Genomic DNA, 17,675 nt, shown 5'->3' on the forward strand with positions numbered 1-17,675 from the left:
GTCAGGTCAATGTCAAAATTAAATATTTTAGTATTCTTAAGATTTTAAAGACAGTTCAGCGTTCCGCAGATCCTGAATTCCCTGAAGCAGAATGTCAAAGAGGGGTTTTACTTCATTTTCTTCGATACAGCTGAAGGCTACTCTTATATCGTATTTCCCTAAGGCAATGAGGCCAACTCCATATTTCTCCAGCAGATGAACCCTCAGTTTCTCAGCTTCCACATCATTTAAGCGAACGCACATGAAATAGCCTGCATTGAAAGGATAGGGAGTGAAGGCATCGGCATATGCCGGGTCCTTCAGAACTTCTTTAACCCTTGTGGCTCTGGCTTGGAGTATATCATGTTTCAGGCCATGCTCTGCACTGTAGCGTTCATCCTGCATGGATCTGAGAACAATGCGCTGGCCCAGATGTGATGCATTGGAGATGTTACCGCGGATGCAGCCTGCGGTTTTACGCTCCAGGGCCTCATAAAAGGGAGCCGTTTCTCCGGAGACTTTTGTGCCATAGGTCATGAAGCCTACCCTTAAGCCCCAGACATAGTTTTCCTTGGTGGCTCCATCCAGCTTGATTGCCAGAATATTTTCGTTAAGATCCGCAAAATGGGCAAAAAGGGATTCCTTTAAGGTCTCTTCTTCGTAAAAGAGTCCGAAATAAGCGTCGTCTGTGACCACGAGAATTTTCTTGCCGGATTCTGCTATTTTTTTTATGCCCCCAATCAGAGTGTCAGCCTCTGTTCTGGAAATGGCGTAGCCGGTGGGGTTTTGTGGGAAATTTAAAAGTACAATGGCTTTCCCTGTTTTTTCTGCCTCATCCCGGACCAGCTCCATCATTCCTTCTACATTGAAGCCACCTTCTGGAGTGAAGATGGGATAGTGGCGCAGCCGGATACCCAGACGTACATTCATGATGAGGTTGTAGTTGCCCCACATCATGTCAGGCAGGATCACCGTGTCTCCTGCATTGCACCAGGTTTCCGCAAAAACACTTATGGCATGGGTAATACCGCAGGTTACCACGGGCAGGGAGACGGTTTTTCCCTTTAGCGAAGGATTCTTTTCGAACAGGGAAGTCTGCCAGGCTTTTCTCAGCTCTAGAATTCCAAAGGAAGGCGCATAGGTAAGGGAATCTTCCGGGCTGTAATTCAGGCCATCCATGACCGAAGGAAAGCACATGATGCCCCCATCTTCCCGTGCAATGCCGATGGTGGCATTTATTGCGTGGGCTTTTTCCTTTGCTTCGGCGCTCTGGCTGAGAATGCCTTTGGGAAAGAAGAGATTTTGTCCCACACTGGATAAGAGTTCAAGGGCTTTTGGATTTCCATTGGCAAGGGCTGCGTTCAGCTGCTCGGCTAAGGGATTCATGTCTATCCTTGGCAAAATATCGGTTTTTTTATTGGCAGGGCTGGTTTTGATGGCAGTTCATCGGATTCAGCGTTAATATAGCCCTGGCAGGCAGAATTTAAATCAGGAAAGCCCATGTCCTTAAAAAATTAAGGATGGGCTTTTCCGGTTGCGGGATATCAGTACCTTCTTGGACAGGCAATTTTTTGTCCTGCTTGTCTGTATGGCATTTTTGAATAAAAGCCACAGTTTCTGCTACTGCATATCTGGAATAAAACAATACGGTCACTAAAAGAACAGTGACCTCCCTATGTTTATATGCACAGATATGCCCGTCAGACAAAAAAAGGGCTTTATTCCTTACACTACTTACGCTTGGATGCCTTAAGCGGGTTGACTTTCTTTTTGTCTGCGGCTGCCTCGGTTTTCAGGTGGGTTGCCATGTTGCAGTTACCCAGTTTCCATTTGATGGAGGGATCGGGAAAAACAGTACAGTAGATGCCGCTTTCCTGTTCTGTAATGCGGGCACAGCCCATGCAGGTTTCAACGGCTGAAAGACAGGTGCCGTCAGTATAGGAACAACCGCTGGTTTTCATGAAAACACAGTCTTGGCCTTTACGTGTCGTGGTGCAGATCATAGGGTGAACTCCTGGTTCCTTAAATAATGATAAACTTCTGATATTGATAATACGGACTCGGATTCTGAGCAATGGTTGAACGGAAAAAAATTCTGATGCTTTTTAATGATGATCTTCAGCCCATTTAAACTGAATTCCATCTTTCTTTGTATCAGGAAAAATATGGTTCCGTTCACTCATCATATCAAAAACCCTACAACAATAAAAAAAGGAAGAGGGCTTGTCAATTTGAAAACGCTTTCAGTTTTTTTTAAGGCCTTGAGCTGAAGATGAAATTGATTCATGTTTTACTTGGGTTTATAGTGCCTCCCCGGTTATGGGAGGCTCAGGGGAAAGGTTTTTTGTTCACAATATGTTTTTCTTCGGGAGTTTTTTTATTTTTTTTGTCAGGTTTTTTATTGAAAATAAGCCATGGCAATCGTACCTGTTATTGGGAAACATCCATTATGATAAAAGAAATCAGAGAAGTTCTTGAAATTGAAGCGCAGGGTATCCTTGATTTTGCTGCAAGGGTGGATGCCTCATTTGAAAAGATGGTGGAAACGGTATTTGCCTGCAGGGGCAGGCTTGTGGTTGCAGGTATTGGAAAATCCGGACTTGTGGGTCGTAAGATAGTGGCCACTCTTATTTCCACGGGAACCCATGCTATTTTTCTGCATCCTGTGGAAGCCATGCACGGGGATCTGGGTCTTGTGGGCAGCGGTGATGTTTTTCTGGCCCTTTCCAATTCGGGTGAAACCGAAGAGCTGAATATACTTTTGCCCAGTATCCGCCACATGGGCTGTCCCATTCTGGCCATGACAGGCAATTCCAGCTCCACACTGGCCCGGCAGGCGGATGTGGTTGTCAATGTGGGGGTGGCCAGGGAAGCCTGTCCTCTGGGGCTTGCACCAACCACGTCCACAACGGTTCTTCTGGCCGCAGGGGATGCGCTGGCCGTGGCTCTGATTAATAAACGGAAGTTCAAATCCTCTGACTTTAAAAAATTCCATCCCGGTGGTGCCCTTGGGCAGCGTCTTGCCAGCCGTGTGGTGGATCTTATGCTGACGGAATTTTTGCCGCAGGTGGTGGCTGGAACGCCCCTGCCCGAGGTGCTGGAACTGATGGATCGTGTTTCCCTTGGCGCTGTTATGATTACTGATGAGAAGGGATATCTGCTTGGTATACTGACAGACGGAGATGTCCGCCATCTTGTGGCTACGGGAAAATGCAGCAGTGGCAGGCTTGAGGAAATGATGACCGCCAATCCCCGCTGTGTGGCACCGGAAAGTCCTGTTTATGATGCCCTGAATACCATGGAGGAGCATCAGATTACGGTTCTGCCCGTTGTGGACGCCTCAGGAATGCTTGTGGGCATGCTGCATCTGCATGATATTCTCGGTAAAGGAGCCTTCAAGTTTCATGCAAGGCTTTGAAGATTTTGTTTTTTTGTAACTGTTCAGCACAATTTTCCTTTGGTAAATCGAAAACCTTTAATCAGGTGCATAGACAACCGGACCATTTGTTCGTGACGCAATCTTTTTCGGGAGCTTCTTGACCTGTGCGGAAGCGGCAAAAACTCCCCGCCACAGGCAGGATGCACTTTTTTATTACCATAGCAGGCCTTAGTACGCTGCCTTTGTGGCGGCTCAGACAGTTTGCCGCTTCTTTCGCACAGGCCTGCGAAGCTCTGATCCGAAACGATCGCAATGTCACTCACAAAGAGCCCGATTGTCTTTTGCTGGAACCACGGCTTTGAAATCAATACACAATCTTTCAGGGTAAAATGTGCTGAATAATTACCATTTTTTTTGAAAGGATACCCTTTTTGGATACAGAGATTTTGAATCTGGGAGCCTGTTCCTTTGCCTCTCCTCTCCGTTTTACCCATGGGGGACGTTTTGTTTCCGATGGTGCGCGCATTTTGAAGAGTCTTGACCCTTCTGAGATCCTTTGTGCCACAGGACAGGGAAAAGTACCTGTGAGTTTTGAGGCCGCAGGGCCGAGGGAGCGTATTTTTTTTGATCCTGCCCGTATGCGGGCAGCCATTGTAACCTGTGGCGGACTTTGTCCGGGCTTAAATGACATTATCCGCTCCCTTGTGATTGAGCTGTATCACCGTTACGGCGTAGGAGATATTCTTGGTATCCGTTATGGTCTTCAGGGTTTTATCCGTGAAGCTGGTCATGCACCTCTGGTGCTGACTCCGGCTGTGGTGGAACGTATTCTGGATATGGGCGGCACCATATTGGGTTCTTCCAGGGGGCCGCAGAATTTTGACCATATCTGTGATGAGCTGGAGCGTTCAGGCATTCAAATTCTCTTTATGGTGGGTGGAGACGGAACGCTTACGGCTGCCCATCTGCTTTCGGAGACGGTGCGAAAAAGGGGCATGGATCTGGCTGTGGTGGGCATTCCAAAAACCATAGACAATGATATTGCAATAACGGAAAGAAGCTTTGGTTTTGATACGGCCGTGGAAGAGGCTACACGGGCTGTCCGCAGTGCCCATACCGAGGCCGTGGGCTATCCTATGGGGGTAGGGCTTATTCGTCTGATGGGTCGTCATTCCGGTTTTATAGCCGCCACAGCTGCCCTTGCCCAGCAGGAGGCAAATTTTGTTCTGATACCGGAGGTGCCCTTTGATTTGGATGGAGAAGGGGGGCTTTTGTGGTCTCTGGAGCGGCGCCTTGCCGAGAGGGGCCATGCCGTTATTGTGGTCGCTGAAGGGGCGGGGCAGAATTTTTTTGGGGAAAAGGATGGGGTGAAAGATGCTTCCGGCAACATGATTCTGAAGGATATAGGCCTCTTTCTCAAGGATGCCATAGAATCATGTTTCAGGGCAAAGGGGAAAGCTATTGCCATGAAGTACATTGATCCCGGTTATATGATCCGCAGTCTGCCCGCCAATGCAGGGGATTCCGTTTTTTGCAGTTTTCTGGCCCGCCACGCCGTACATGCGGCCATGGCAGGGAAGACAGATATGCTTGTGGGCTATATCAATGGCAGCTTTGTGCATCTTCCCCTTGCCCTTTGTGCCGGAAAGCGTCGGCATGTGGATCCCGGCGGTTCCCTCTGGCAGGCGGTTCTTGAGACGACGGGCCAGGGTTCCCTCAGGGTTTTCTGATGCAGTTACTTTTTCAAGAGCCTCATGATGGCATGGGTGTGGCAGGACAAGGCGCCCTGATTTTTCTTAAGGGCGCTCAGGCCTGCTTCTCCTGCTTCTCTGGCTTTTTCAGGAAATCGCAGAAGAAAGCAGAGTTTTTGGCCAAGGGCCTCTGCGTCTTGGGTTTCAAAGGCAGCGCCTGCTTCCGTGAGCAGGTTTTTTTCTTCTGAAAAATCTTCCATGGAAGGACCGAAAAGGATGGGCTTTGCCCAGGCAGCTGCTTCCAAAATGTTCTGTCCTCCTGCGGGAACCAGGCTGCCACCGCAGAAAACCACATCGGCAAGGGCATAGAGGCTGCGCAGTTCACCCATGGTGTCAAGGAAGAGAACCGGATGACGAAGGGGCAGACCACGGCTGCGACGCTGGTGTCCAAGGCCTGCTCTGGTAATATTCTTTTCCATTCCTTCAAGGCGTTTCAGATGGCGGGGTGCCAGAATCATGTGGAGATCGGGGAATTCCTCTCTGGCCCTGATGAAGGCCTGTGCCAGGGGGATTTCCTCGTTTTTGCGAATACTGCCACAGATCCAGAGTGGTGTATCCTCCCTCAGGCCAAGTCCGGCTCTGTCAATGGACAGGGGTGCCCCGGTCAGGGAAAAGGGGTCTCTTTTGGCATTTCCGCAGACCCATACTTTTTCGGGAGGGGCTCCCAGCTCCAGGATTCGCTCTGCATCTTTATCGCTTATCATGCTGAAGCCGGACATTTTACTAAAAATTTCCCTTAAAAGCGGACGGAGTTTCATGTAGCGAGGGAAAGATCTTGGAGAAATCCGGCCATTGACCATGAGTACAGGGATGTTAAGGTCTGCGCAGGCCTTTATCCAGTTGGGCCATATTTCCGTTTCCACAAAGACCATGATATCCGGCTGCCTTGATTTAAGGGCTGCTTCCGGCCATCCCGGAAGATCCATGGGAGCAAAAACAGGGGTTGCCACAGCGGAAAGTCGTTTTTCCAGCATGGTGATGCCCGTTTTTGTACATGAGGAAAGGGTAAAATGGATATCCTTTGGGAGAAGACCGCGAAGCTGCTGCACCAGAGATTCGGTGACACCGGCTTCTCCAAGGCTTGCACCGTGTATCCATATGTGGGGTCTACCCTCTTTTTTTTCAAGAAAAGGGAGTTTTCCCCTGAGCTGCTGATACCGCTTGCCCTGTCCCGCAGCATGCATGCCTGCCCAGAGAAAAGGCGCTCCCAGTCCCTTGAGTGCCAGGGTCAGGGCTCTGTAGTGCCCGTAGGAAGGTATGCCGGGTGAAGATATATCAGGGAAGGATTTCACGGAAATCGCCTCCCCGTATTTCAAGGATGCCGGGTGGTGTCATGGACTCCCTTTTTTCTGAGAAACGGATGCGGCCCGTGACACCATCGTAGACTTCTGATTCAATTATATACTCTACAAATTCAGAGCGGCTGTAGGGGTTCTTTTCCAGGGTATGGAAGAGAAACATCAGGGTGTCAAAGACCACTGCTTCAAGGTATCCGGGATCTTCTCCGTAGGTTTCTTTGAAAAGCTGTGCAAATTCCTGAACCTGCGGTCGGGTACTTCCTGCATAAAATCCCGTTGGCAGCAGGGCGCCTCTGGCATGGCCTCCTGTCATTTGAATGAAGCGGGGGCTGTGCCAGAGGTTGGTGCCCAGCAGTTGAACACCTTCCACATCGTGGTAGGACAGCTGGGGAAGAATCAGGCCTGTGCGTTGGGCACTGTCCGGAATGAAGAGGGCGTCAAACTGTATTGCAGGTTTTGGCTCTTTTTCCTCTTCTCCTTCAGGAACCGGAGTGCGGAGATCTTCGGGTAGGGGAAGGTGAAGGCCCGTCAGGCGGCGGATGGGTTCAGAAAAGTCCGTGCTGCGGGGGGGGTAGCTTTCAACACCTGTTATGCGTCCCCCCATGTTTTCTACTTCATCCCAGAAAAGATCCCGAAAATTTTGACCGTAGCTGTCATCCGGATGGAGAATGGCAAAACGGAAAAGATTGCGACGGTTCATGGCATGGGAAACCAGAGCACGGACCTGCATGGCTGGTGTCATGAAGTGCCGGAAGATTCCGGGGCCGATATCCGTCACACCTTCCTGCTGGGTCAGCGTGATCAGGGGAAGGCCAAGGTCGGCTGCTGTCTGGAATGATTCCGGGGAAGCAGCCAGGGGCCCAATGGCGGCCATGATTTTTTTGTCGTTTAAAGTTTTTATGGCTTCTGAAGCTGCATTGTCGTCGGAGCGTGTATCTTCAATCAGGATGCGGACGGGCAGGGCATTTTCCTGTCGGGTGTAAATCATCATGGCCATTTCCACACCCCTGAGGGCCTGATTTCCAAAGGGTTCGAAACGGCCGGAGAGGGGGAGTAGACAGGCAATGGCCAAAGGATCGATTTCTTCTTTATCCATAAGGGCGTTCCTGAGATCTTCGGCCATGATTTTTCTTGGGTGACGTGGGTGGCGGTTCAGGAAGTCCTCAAGTATTTCTTCTGCGCTGCGGTAGCGGCCGGATTCGGCCAGACGGACTGCTCTGGCCAGCGTCAGGCTTGCCAGCGGTTCAGGTTGTGCAGCAAGGGGTATTGTGGAAAGAATGGTGTCAGGCGTCATTGCCCGGGTCTGGTTGAAAATTTTATCCAGCAGTATTGGTTTAAGGGGGGCTGGTGCTGTGGGATAAATGAGAACAAGGCTTTCCAGGGCTTCCTGGTTGCGGTTTATGTTGGTGAGGATATTTGCATTCAGCATTGCCATGCGGATATGTATATCCGGCTTATCTGTTCTCTGTCTGGCATTCTGTATACATTCAAAGGCTTTTTCGGTTTGGTTTTCAGTGTACCATGAAGTGCATCGGGCCAGCAGGGCTTCGGGAAAAAAGTTGCTCTCTGGATAACCCTGAATCAGTCTGCCAAAATAATATCTGGCATTACTGCCATTGCCTTCTGCTGCATGAATTGAGCCGAGTTTATAAAGGGCCTCCGGCGCATGGCGATGGTCCGGATAGTTTGTCAGAAAGTGCAGGTAGGCTTCCCTGGCTTCTTCTCTTTTTCCGGCGGCATATGATTTTTCAGCGGATTCAAAGCTTTTTTCTTCGGGTGTCTGCCTTGAAATATCCATAGGAGAAGGCATTCTGGCGCATCCGGTAAAAATAAAAAGGCAGAGGAGGCATGAAAGGCAGAGCCGCCGCAGGGTTGCCTTGGCTGTGAAATCTTTTTTCATAAATCAGCAGTCGTTCCATGGGTTGATGGTAAGGGCTTGCCGGACAGCAGGCTTTTTCAGCCGACATGGTGTAAGGGAAAAAGCATTTTTTCCTGTGCTTGTCATAAAAACTGAAAAACTATATACACTAAGACCATGGTATGAGGCAAAAGGGAATTGGCTTTTTAAATTTTTTAAAGCTGGAGAAGAGGGGGGCAGTATGCAGACAAAGATCATGGTCATTTTGGGTGTGGGCCTTTTTTTTCTCGTAAATCATACCAGTGCAGAGTTTTATCAGTACAGGGATGAGGCTGGCAGAATTGTTTTTACCGATGACCTTTCCCGCTTACCTGAAAAGGAACGTGAGGCTGTTTTGCGCTTTGAAAGTCTTGAGGCAAGGGAAGGGGCAGCGGCAGATGATGGTATGGAGATCGCAGAAGAGATTGCAGAGCCGGTTTCAATGGAAGAAAATGCTGCATTCCTTGAGTCGGAACGAAAGTCCCTCGCAGAAGAATTCAGGATGCTTGGGGAAAGGCAAGAGGCCCTTGAAGAAAGGGTGAAAACCCTTTCTAATACCGATGCAGAAGCTGTTGCTGCCCATAATGCTGAGGTTGCGGCCTTTGAAAAAGACAGGAAGGCCTATGAGCAGAGGCGCAGGGAATATAATAAGGGGGTTGAAGCCTTTAATGCCCGTGTGCATCAGGATGTCAGTGAAGAAGAAAATGAAGCTCCCTGAGAGGTCAGCTTTTTTTTAATTTCAGGAAGCATTTCTTCCCAGGATTCCGGGGCTGTCCACAGGATTTCGGGGTCTGCATTGAACCAGGTGTACTGTCGTTTTGCATAGCGTCGGGTATCTCTTTTGAGAAGCCGGATACCTTCTTCTCTGCTGACCCGTCCCTGGAGAATGTCCGCCATATGGCGGTATCCGATGGCCTGCATGCTTTTCAGCTCCGGACCATAACCCATGGAGAGGAGCTGTTTTACTTCCTGCTCAAGGCCCTTTTCCAGCATACGATCCACCCGGGCGTTGATGCGCTCATAGAGTGTTTGTCTGTCCGTCAGGATGCCGATTTTAACCACCGCATAGTCGGGTCTGTCTGAAAAGTCATGTTCCTGCTGGCGGTCTGAAATGGCTTTTCCTGTGGCTTCAAAAAATTCAAGGGCACGAACAATGCGGAAGGTGTCATTGGGGTGGATTTTTGCCGCAGCTTCCGGGTCTTTCAGGGACAGTCGGCCATGGAGGCTTGCAGATCCTGCTTCCCTTGCTTCTCTTTCCAGCCTTGCAAGGCTTTCGGGTTCTGCGGGCTGCCCCCGGAAAAGGCCCTGGAGCAGGGCCTTTATATAAAGGCCTGTGCCACCGGCAACAATGGTGAGAAAACCTTTTTCAAAATTATGCTGGATTTCTTTTCTTCCAAGCCTTGCAAAGGCAGCGGCATCAAAGGCTTCATCCGGATCGATAATATCAATGGCTGCGTGGGGGTAGCGTCTGAGTTCTTCCGGGTCGGGTTTGGCTGTGCCTATGTTCATATTACGGTAGACCTGCATGGAATCGGCACTGAGAATACTGGCTTTGAAGATACGGCTGAGTTCTATGGCCATATCGGTTTTACCGCTGGCTGTGGGACCGCATATGACAATGACTCCGGGTCTGGTTTTCTGCATCTCTTCTCCTGAATAAAAGTGTAAGGGGACAGGACCGGTTCAGGGAATTATTAAACCGGATTTTTCCGGAAAAAAACAGGGTAAATATTCCTGTGGAGGCTTGAGATCCGCACAGGACAAATGTATTGACAACATTGGTGTTAGTCGATAAGGATTGGCGTGCTAATAGAATTCATAAATGCTTGTACGGATTCTGGCGCTTGTTTCCGGTGCTGAAACCGGAAGGCGTCAGGCAATATGGGTATTTGTAACGTTGCAGAATTCCTTGAAAACGCTGGATAATGGGGTGGCGGAAAAAGGGACTGCAGAATCGCTACAGGAGAATAGACCATGTCGAAGGAAGTTATTGGATCCGCTGTCGTCGTGGGTGGGGGTATCACCGGGATGCAGTCGGCGCTGGACCTGGCCGATGCCGGGTACTATGTGTATCTGGTGGAAAAAGGGTCGTCCATTGGTGGCGTAATGTCACAGCTGGACAAGACCTTTCCGACCAACGATTGCGCAATGTGAATTATCTCACCTAAACTGGTCGAGGTCGGCCGGCATCTGAACATTGAATTACTGACTTTAAGTGAAGTAACGTCCATCAGCGGTGAAGCCGGAAATTTCGAGGTCGAAGTTTTCAAGAAGCCCCGTTATGTAGATATGGACAAGTGTATTGCCTGTGGTGCGTGTACGGAAAAATGTCCTAAAAAAATTGATGACCTGTACAATGCATCCTTGAAAAAGCGTAAAGCCATTTATGTGGAATACGATCAGGCAGTGCCCCTGAAGTATGTTATTGATCCTGCAAGCTGTATCAAGCTTACCAAGGACAAATGCGGCAATTGCGCAAAAATTTGCCCTGCCGATGCCATCAATTATGATGACAAGGCGGAAACCCTGAAGCTGAACGTGGGTTCCATTGTTCTGTCTCCGGGTTTCAAGCCCTTTGATCCAACCATTTTTGATACCTACCAGTATGCAAAATTTCCCAATGTTGTGACCTCCATGGAGTTTGAAAGAATTCTTTCCGCCTCCGGTCCTACCATGGGACATCTTACCCGTATGAGCAAGGATCATGCGGAACCGAAGAAGATAGCATGGTTTCAGTGCGTTGGTTCCCGTGATATGAACCGCTGTGACAATGCATATTGTTCATCGGTATGCTGCATGTATGCCATCAAGGAAGCGGCCATTGCCAAGGAGCACAGTGGTGATGATCTGGATTGTGCCATCTTCTACATGGACATGCGTACCCACGGAAAAGACTTTGAACGCTACTATGAGAATGCCAAAAAGAAGGGCGTTCGCTTTGTCCGCAGCCGTGTGCATACCATCAATCCTATTCCTGAAACAGATTCCCTTGAAGTCCGCTATGTGACCGATGACGGTCGTCTTGAGACGGAAGTCTTTGACATGATCGTTCTGTCCATCGGCCTTGAAACGGATCCATCCACGGTGAAGCTTGCCAACGATCTGGGTATCAAGCTCACCAAGGGTAACTTTGCCGAATTTGAGACCTTTAAGCCGGTTTCCACTTCCCGTGAAGGGATTTTTGTGGCCGGTGCCTTTGCAGGGCCCAAGGATATTCCCCAGGCCATGATTGATGCCTCGGCTGCAGCTTCTGCTGCGGGTGAGCTGCTGACATCGGCCAGGAATACCCGTACAAAAACCGCAGAGGCAGTGCCTGAAACAAATGTTGCCGGTGACCGCCCGAGGGTGGGTGTTTTTGTCTGCTCCTGCGGCTCCAACATAGCCGGTACTGTGGACGTGAAGGCTCTGGCAGAGTATTCCGAAACCCTGCCCTATGTGGAGTATGTGACCAACAATCTCTTTGCCTGTTCCCAGGATACTCAGGACAAGATGGCTGAGATCATCAAGGAAAAGAACCTGAATCGGGTGGTTGTGGCGGCCTGTACGCCCAAAACCCATGAGGGACTCTTCCAGGAAACCCTGATTAATGCCGGTCTGAACAAGTATCTCTTTGAGATGGTCAACATCCGTAACCATGATTCCTGGGTACATAAGGAAACTCCGGATCTGGCCACGGACAAGGCTAAAGATCTGGTACGCATGGGTGTTGCCAAGGCTTCTCTGTTCGAGCCTCTCCGTGAGGGCGAGCTGAATGTAAACCAGACTGCCATGGTGGTGGGTGGTGGTGTTGCGGGTATGACCGCAGCCAAGGCCCTTTCAAACCAGGGATACCAGACCCACATCATAGAAAAATCTGATCGTCTGGGTGGTCAGGCTTTGAATATATTTAAAACCATCAAGGGCGAAGATGTGGCGGAGAAGGTTGCGGAGCTGGAAAATGCCATCAAGGTGGATGACAGCATAACCGTGCACCTGAATACGGAAATTGCCACCGTTGATGGTTTTGTGGGTAATTTTAAAACTCAGCTCAAAGGTGGTTCAGAGCTTCTGCTTGAGCATGGCATTGCTGTCATGGCCACAGGGGCTTCACCCTTCCAGCCCAGCGAATATCTCTATGGAGAAGACCCCAGGGTCCTCACCAGCCTTGAGATGGATATGAAGTTTAAAACCAAAGATCCCATTCTGGACAGTGCTGAAAGTGCTGTTTTCATCCAGTGTGTGGGATCCCGTCAGCCTGATCGTCCCTACTGCTCCCGCGTGTGCTGCACCCACTCCATTGATAATGCCCTGGAGTTGAAAAAACATAAGCCGGACATGGATGTCTTTATTCTGTACAGAGACATTCGTACCTACGGCGAAAAGGAGTATCTCTACCGTGAGGCAAGGGATGCCGGTGTGATTTTCATCCGCTATGAGCTTGATGCCAAGCCTGTGGTGGAAAAGGTTGGTGACAGGCTTGTGGTTCGGGTTAAGGACCATGTCCTTGGTCGTGCTCTGGAACTGAAGGCAGATATTCTGACACTGGCTTCTGCCGTTGTTCCCAACAAGATCCAGAAGCTGGCCCAGTTTTTCAAATTGTCCATGAATAATGACGGCTTCTTTGTGGAGCGCCATGCCAAGCTCGGACCCAGCGAGTTTGCCACAGATGGTGTCTTCCTTGCCGGTACTGCCCACTATCCCAAGCCCCTGGATGAAACCGTGGCCCAGGGAAGGGCAGCTGCGGCAAGGGCTGTTACTCTGCTGGCCAAGCAGAAGGTCTACACCTCCGGTCAGGTGGCTAAGGTTGATCCTGCTGTGTGTTCCTCCTGCGGTATCTGCGTGAGTGTGTGTCCCTATTCTGCCCCCAGCGTTATGGATACGGGTTATTATGCGGGTAAGGCTGAAATCAATCCCGTTCTCTGCAAGGGCTGCGGCCTTTGTGTGGCGGCCTGCCGCAGCGGTGCCATTCACCATGGCGGCTTTGATAACAGTCAGATTTTTGCGCAGATCTTTACCATGAGTGCATAACCATTTTCCTTTCAGGGTATCCCAAAGGGATGCCCTGAAAGGATTCTATACATAAGGAGAAACAGCCATGAGCTGGGAACCTAAAATTGTGAGTTTCCTTTGCAACTGGTGCAGCTACGGTGCGGCGGATCTGGCAGGCGTAAGCCGGTTTCAGTATCCCCCCAACATCCGGGTTATCCGCATCCCCTGCACGGGTCGTATGAGTCCGAAATTTTTCCTTTCCGCTTTGAGGGAAGGTGCCGATGCCGTATGGGTATCCGGCTGACATCCCGGTGACTGCCATTACCTGGAAGGTAATTACTATGCACGCCGCAGATTTCAGCTGTTCAACGACCTGATGGAACACATGGGTGTGGAACAGGGTCGTCTCCATTATTCATGGATCTCTTCCGCCGAATCCACCAAGTTTGTGGAAGTGGTCAAGGAAGTAACGGATGCTGTAAAAGCCGTTGGTCCCAATACTAATTTTGTGAAGCGTTACATGAAGGAAGCGGAATAATGAGCGGAAACATCGACAGGATTAAAGAGATTGCCCGCGGCCTTCTCGAATCAGAGAAGGTCGATGTCGTGATCGGCTTCAAAAAGGGAACGCTTCCCGTCATGAGTGAGCCGACCATCATCCGTAAGGCATCGGATACAAAGGATCTGATCTGGGACGCCACCTGCCGTCTCAATCTTTGCAATTATTTAACGGGCCGCAAGGACCGGATCGGTATCATTGCCAAGGGCTGTGATGCGCGTAACATTGTTGGCCACATAGTTGAAAACAAGATCAAGCGGGATCAGCTTGTGATCATCGGTGTACCCTGCACTGGCATGGCGGACAAAAAAGCCCTGAGCGACCTTGCAGGCGGCGAAGTAACGGCCTACAGCGAGGCTGGTGATCAGATTACGGTAAAGGGTCCTGCCGGAGAAAAGACCGTTAATAAGGCAGATGTTCTCCAGTCCAACTGCAGCACCTGCATCAAGCGTAACCCTGTAATTTTTGACGAGATGGCAGGGGAGCCCGTGGAAGAACCAACCCTTGAAAATCGCTTTGCCGACGTGGAAGCCATTGCAGCCATGGATGCGGGTACCAAATGGGCGCACTTTGAGGAGCTTCTTTCCGGCTGCACCCGCTGCTATGCCTGCAAGAACGCCTGTCCCTTATGCTATTGTCCCACCTGTTTTGTGGACGAATCCCGTCCCCAGTGGGTAGGTAAGGGAACTGACCCCATGGATATTCGCACCTACCACTTCCTGCGGGCCTACCATTGTGCAGGACGTTGTACGGATTGTGGTGCCTGTGAGTCGGCTTGTCCCATGGATATTAAAATGCGTGCCTTCACACGGAAAAGCATCAAGGATTGTGTGGACAACTACGGTTGGGAAACGGGCATGAAGGAAGGTGTGCGGCCTCCGCTGGATACCTTTAAAACCGATGACCCCGAGGCCTTTATCCGCTAGGCCCTTACGACCCCAAGCATTATCGGAGGAAAATCATGAGTTATATCCGAATTGCCAAGGCATCCTGGGACGGTGGGCTTGAGAAGGCGCGTAAAGCCTACGAACTCATCGGACCTGTGCYAGAAAAAGACAGCCATAAGTATGAAGTTTTGGCCGCAGGCCAGCTTCCGGACATGGGATTTAAAAACACAAAGCTTTCTCCCAAGTGGGTGGTGTTTCCCCAGTCTGAAGTGATGTTTGAATATACTCTGGATGAAAACAAGGCCAACCACCATATTCTGCAGGAAGTTCCAGCAGAGCCGGGCGCAAGGGCTGTGATCGGTATCCGTCCCTATGATGCCAAAGCCATCCAGCTCACCAAGATGAATTTTGACAACAAAGATTACAAAGATCCCTTCTGGCTGCGCAATTACGAGCGCTGCACCTTTGTGGGACTTGCCATCAATGAGCCTTCTTCAACAGATTTTTCCACCTCCTGTGGCACAGGTCCCTTTGCAGAAGAGGGTCTTGATGTGCTTTTGGTGGATGCAGGGGATGCCTTCATTGCCAAGGTGCTGACGGACAAGGGGAAAAAATTCCTTGCAGAGGCAGGCTTTGGTGAAGATGCAGGCGCAGATGYTGCCAAAACYGTGGAAGATCTCAAGGCAAAAGCAGAAGCTGCCATCACTTCTAAAGTGAGCTACAATAAGATCGGTGGTAAGACCATCATGGATCTTTATGAAGCRCCCTTCTGGAAGGATATTCTCTTCGGCTGCATCAACTGTGGTACCTGTACCTATGCCTGCCCCACCTGCTGGTGTTTTGACATTCAGGATGAGGTTAAGGGTACTGAAGGTGTACGTGTCCGCAACTGGGATTCATGCATGACGGCCCTTTTCACCCAYCATGCATCCGGGCATAACCCCCGTGAACATGAATGGGAGCGTACCCGCCAGCGTTTTATGCACAAACTGAAATATTTTCTGGACAAGTACGATGCGGGCCTGATGTGTGTGGGCTGCGGTCGCTGCGTGGAGCAGTGCCCTGCCAATATCGACATCCGGACGGTGTGCAACACCATGAACGATTAATAAATCGGCCACGTGGCAGGGCAGGCTTTTTGCCTGCCCATTACCCCCGTGCCTGCATATCGATAAGGAGCTGTAGGGGCAGCAGGCCCAATGTGTCTGCCCGTTGCCGCCTTCATATAGCAGGATAAGGAGATGACAAGGTGAGAAATCCCAATCCATATGAGCCGTATCCCGTCCGCATAGACGACATCACGGTGGAGACGGAAGATAAGAGCTTGAAGACCTTCAAGTTCGTTTTTCTGAATCCCGAGCATGAAGAGATGTTTGCCTACAAGGCGGGTCAGTTTGCAGAGCTTTCCATTCCGGGTCAGGGCGAAATACCCATTGGTATTGCGTCCAGCCCCACGGAAAAGGGCTTTGTAAAATTTACGGTATTTAAAACCGGCAAAGTGACAAGCTACCTGCACTCCATGCAGGTGGGCGATATAATGGGTCTTCGTGGTCCCATGGGGAACTGGTATCCCTGGGAAATCCTTGAGGGAAAGAACATTTTGATCGTGGGCGGTGGTTTTGCTTTCACGACCCTGCGGTCTTCCATCAAGATGATGCTGGATAACCGGGATAAGTTCGGCAAGATCGATGTTGTTTATGGTGCCCGTGCCCCCGGTATGCTTCTTTACATGGATGATCTCCGTGAATGGGAAGCCCAGGGCAAGATCAACATGCATATTACCGTAGATAAAACCGATGATCCCAACTGGAAGTATCATCAGGGCTTTATTCCTCCGGTTGCGGAAAAGGTTGCACCTCCGGCCAGCGATGACACTTACGCCATTGTCTGCGGTCCTCCCATGATGATCAAGTTTACCCTGCCCGTGCTGGACAAACTGGGCTATAAGCATGATCACATCATCATGAGTCTTGAAAACCGCATGAAGTGCGGCATAGGTATGTGTGGCCGCTGTAATATCGGCAAAGAGCTGGTCTGCAAGGACGGTCCTGTATTTACACTGGATCAGCTCAATCAGATGCCTAAAGAGTACTGATTTTTAATTTTTTCAAAGCCAAAGGGACCGTTTTTTGAAAGTGGCCCTTACACAGTTTTTCTTCAAAGGCCGATGTTCCCATACCGGGGGCATCGGTCTTTTGTTTTTTCAAAAATAAGTGCTTTCTGGCCATGGGAATACCGGGGTTGTAGGTAATGATGACTTTTTATGCCTTTGTTTTTGTGATACATACTTGCCGTTTGCTGGTCTTCAGGCCCATGTGCCCCAAGCCCCAGTACGCTCAGGCTGGTGTTTTCATGATAGCAAAGTCCTTCCAGAGCACAGGATATAATGAGCAGACCGTGTAGGCCCTTAGCACTATTGTTTTTCTGAAGAACCATGTACACCAGTCTTAAGAAATCATCTCTAAGTTCTTAAAGTTGATTAGTGAAAGAGTGGTGTGTTTTTTAAATGCTAATATCGGATTTGGTGTTGCGAAAGTTGAAAAATCAATATTGTTGGAGTGTCGATTTGTGTATAAAATTATGTGTTTTATTGCTATTTTAGTTTTCCTTTCACCCAACAAATAAGGATAGATCGTGTGAGGGACGAACCACGATCTTATCCGACGTTGAACCAGCCCGTAGCGGCATCCCCGACAGGTTTCTAATATAAGAAAATATCATTTTTTGGAAGCGGTGTATCCGGAGGTAGTCTGGAAGGAAGAATTTTTTGAGGACGCAGAGGGGCAAAGCCTTTTACAAGGCTTCAAAAAAGCACTGTATTTTCATAGCTTTGCCACCTCCACGATTCAGTTAATGCCTGGTTATTGCCAATTAATCCTTTTCATCCGGGTCTCAGAAGGAAAAACAGAACCTCCATGGGAGCCTTACAGCGGGGACAGCTGAAAGAAGCTCTTGGG

General features: G+C 49.8%; 13 protein-coding genes. 8 read left to right on the forward strand and 5 right to left on the reverse strand.

All coding sequences use genetic code 11. The features are described from left to right. Window positions 1-36: 36 nt before the first annotated feature. The gene (locus FIM25_RS14385; RefSeq protein ID WP_139450557.1) at window positions 37-1,365 is read right to left on the reverse strand and encodes an aminotransferase class I/II-fold pyridoxal phosphate-dependent enzyme; all 1,329 of its coding nucleotides are present in this window, start codon (window positions 1,363-1,365) and stop codon (window positions 37-39) included. A 344-nt stretch (window positions 1,366-1,709) separates the two neighbouring features. After that, a complete protein-coding gene (locus FIM25_RS14390; RefSeq protein WP_139450558.1) occupies window positions 1,710-1,982 on the reverse strand; it encodes a PxxKW family cysteine-rich protein in 273 nt (90 codons plus the stop codon). 446 nt (window positions 1,983-2,428) lie between these two features. Between FIM25_RS14390 and FIM25_RS14395 the strand changes: the two genes are divergently transcribed. Both FIM25_RS14395 and FIM25_RS14400 read left to right on the forward strand, forming a co-directional pair. Next, entirely contained in the window at window positions 2,429-3,397 is a 969-nt protein-coding gene (locus FIM25_RS14395; protein WP_139450559.1) for a KpsF/GutQ family sugar-phosphate isomerase, read from the forward strand. 392 nt (window positions 3,398-3,789) lie between these two features. After that, a complete protein-coding gene (locus FIM25_RS14400) occupies window positions 3,790-5,088 on the forward strand; it encodes an ATP-dependent 6-phosphofructokinase (RefSeq protein WP_246052218.1) in 1,299 nt (432 codons plus the stop codon). 5 nt (window positions 5,089-5,093) lie between these two features. On the opposite strand, the gene FIM25_RS14405 is transcribed toward FIM25_RS14400, so the two are convergent. After that, window positions 5,094-6,401, reverse strand: coding sequence for a 3-deoxy-D-manno-octulosonic acid transferase (locus tag FIM25_RS14405; protein ID WP_139450561.1), 1,308 nt, complete (start codon window positions 6,399-6,401; stop codon window positions 5,094-5,096). After that, window positions 6,385-8,307 carry a penicillin-binding protein activator gene (locus FIM25_RS14410; RefSeq protein ID WP_139450562.1) on the reverse strand — a complete coding sequence of 641 codons (1,923 nt, stop codon included), beginning with the start codon at window positions 8,305-8,307 and terminating at the stop codon, window positions 6,385-6,387. The genes FIM25_RS14405 and FIM25_RS14410 overlap by 17 nt, the downstream gene beginning before the upstream one ends. 199 nt (window positions 8,308-8,506) lie before the next feature. Here FIM25_RS14410 and FIM25_RS14415 point away from each other — a divergent pair, with 199 nt between their 5' ends. After that, a complete protein-coding gene (locus tag FIM25_RS14415; protein WP_139450563.1) occupies window positions 8,507-9,022 on the forward strand; it encodes a DUF4124 domain-containing protein in 516 nt (171 codons plus the stop codon). Here the strand turns inward: FIM25_RS14415 and miaA are convergent. Further along, complete coding sequence (miaA, locus tag FIM25_RS14420) at window positions 8,986-9,948, reverse strand: tRNA (adenosine(37)-N6)-dimethylallyltransferase MiaA (protein WP_139450564.1); 963 nt, start codon at window positions 9,946-9,948, stop codon at window positions 8,986-8,988. The two genes, FIM25_RS14415 and miaA, sit on opposite strands and share 37 nt — an antisense overlap. A 330-nt stretch (window positions 9,949-10,278) precedes the next feature. Between miaA and FIM25_RS14430 the strand changes: the two genes are divergently transcribed. The 5 genes from FIM25_RS14430 to FIM25_RS14450 all read left to right on the forward strand — a co-directional run bounded on the left by FIM25_RS14430 (window position 10,279) and on the right by FIM25_RS14450 (window position 16,813). Then, window positions 10,279-13,311, forward strand: coding sequence for an FAD-dependent oxidoreductase (locus FIM25_RS14430; RefSeq protein ID WP_150136688.1), 3,033 nt, complete (start codon window positions 10,279-10,281; stop codon window positions 13,309-13,311). A gap of 67 nt (window positions 13,312-13,378) precedes the next feature. Next, window positions 13,379-13,810, forward strand: a complete 432-nt coding sequence (locus tag FIM25_RS17355) for a hydrogenase iron-sulfur subunit (protein WP_150136689.1) — start codon at window positions 13,379-13,381, stop codon at window positions 13,808-13,810. Next, entirely contained in the window at window positions 13,810-14,757 is a 948-nt protein-coding gene (locus FIM25_RS14440; protein ID WP_139450567.1) for a ferredoxin family protein, read from the forward strand. Before FIM25_RS17355 ends, FIM25_RS14440 begins: the two co-directional genes overlap by 1 nt. A gap of 35 nt (window positions 14,758-14,792) precedes the next feature. After that, window positions 14,793-15,827: a 4Fe-4S dicluster domain-containing protein gene (locus FIM25_RS14445; protein ID WP_139450568.1), complete on the forward strand. Its 1,035-nt coding sequence runs from the start codon at window positions 14,793-14,795 to the stop codon at window positions 15,825-15,827. Between the two features lie 140 nt (window positions 15,828-15,967). Beyond that, the gene (locus tag FIM25_RS14450) at window positions 15,968-16,813 is read left to right on the forward strand and encodes an FAD/NAD(P)-binding protein (protein WP_139450569.1); all 846 of its coding nucleotides are present in this window, start codon (window positions 15,968-15,970) and stop codon (window positions 16,811-16,813) included. Window positions 16,814-17,675: the final 862 nt, after the last annotated feature.

The organism is Desulfobotulus mexicanus, from assembly GCF_006175995.1.
GTDB lineage: Bacteria > Desulfobacterota > Desulfobacteria > Desulfobacterales > ASO4-4 > Desulfobotulus > Desulfobotulus mexicanus.

Coding starts and splice junctions, on each gene's coding strand:
- FIM25_RS14395 (WP_139450559.1), top strand. CDS start 2,429: ATGATAAAAGAAATCAGAGAAGTTCTTGAAATTGAAGCGCAGGGTATC.
- FIM25_RS14415 (WP_139450563.1), top strand. CDS start 8,507: ATGCAGACAAAGATCATGGTCATTTTGGGTGTGGGCCTTTTTTTTCTC.
- FIM25_RS14410 (WP_139450562.1), bottom strand. CDS start 8,307: ATGAAAAAAGATTTCACAGCCAAGGCAACCCTGCGGCGGCTCTGCCTT.
- FIM25_RS14390 (WP_139450558.1), bottom strand. CDS start 1,982: ATGATCTGCACCACGACACGTAAAGGCCAAGACTGTGTTTTCATGAAA.
- miaA (WP_139450564.1), bottom strand. CDS start 9,948: ATGCAGAAAACCAGACCCGGAGTCATTGTCATATGCGGTCCCACAGCC.
- FIM25_RS14440 (WP_139450567.1), top strand. CDS start 13,810: ATGAGCGGAAACATCGACAGGATTAAAGAGATTGCCCGCGGCCTTCTC.
- FIM25_RS14385 (WP_139450557.1), bottom strand. CDS start 1,365: ATGAATCCCTTAGCCGAGCAGCTGAACGCAGCCCTTGCCAATGGAAAT.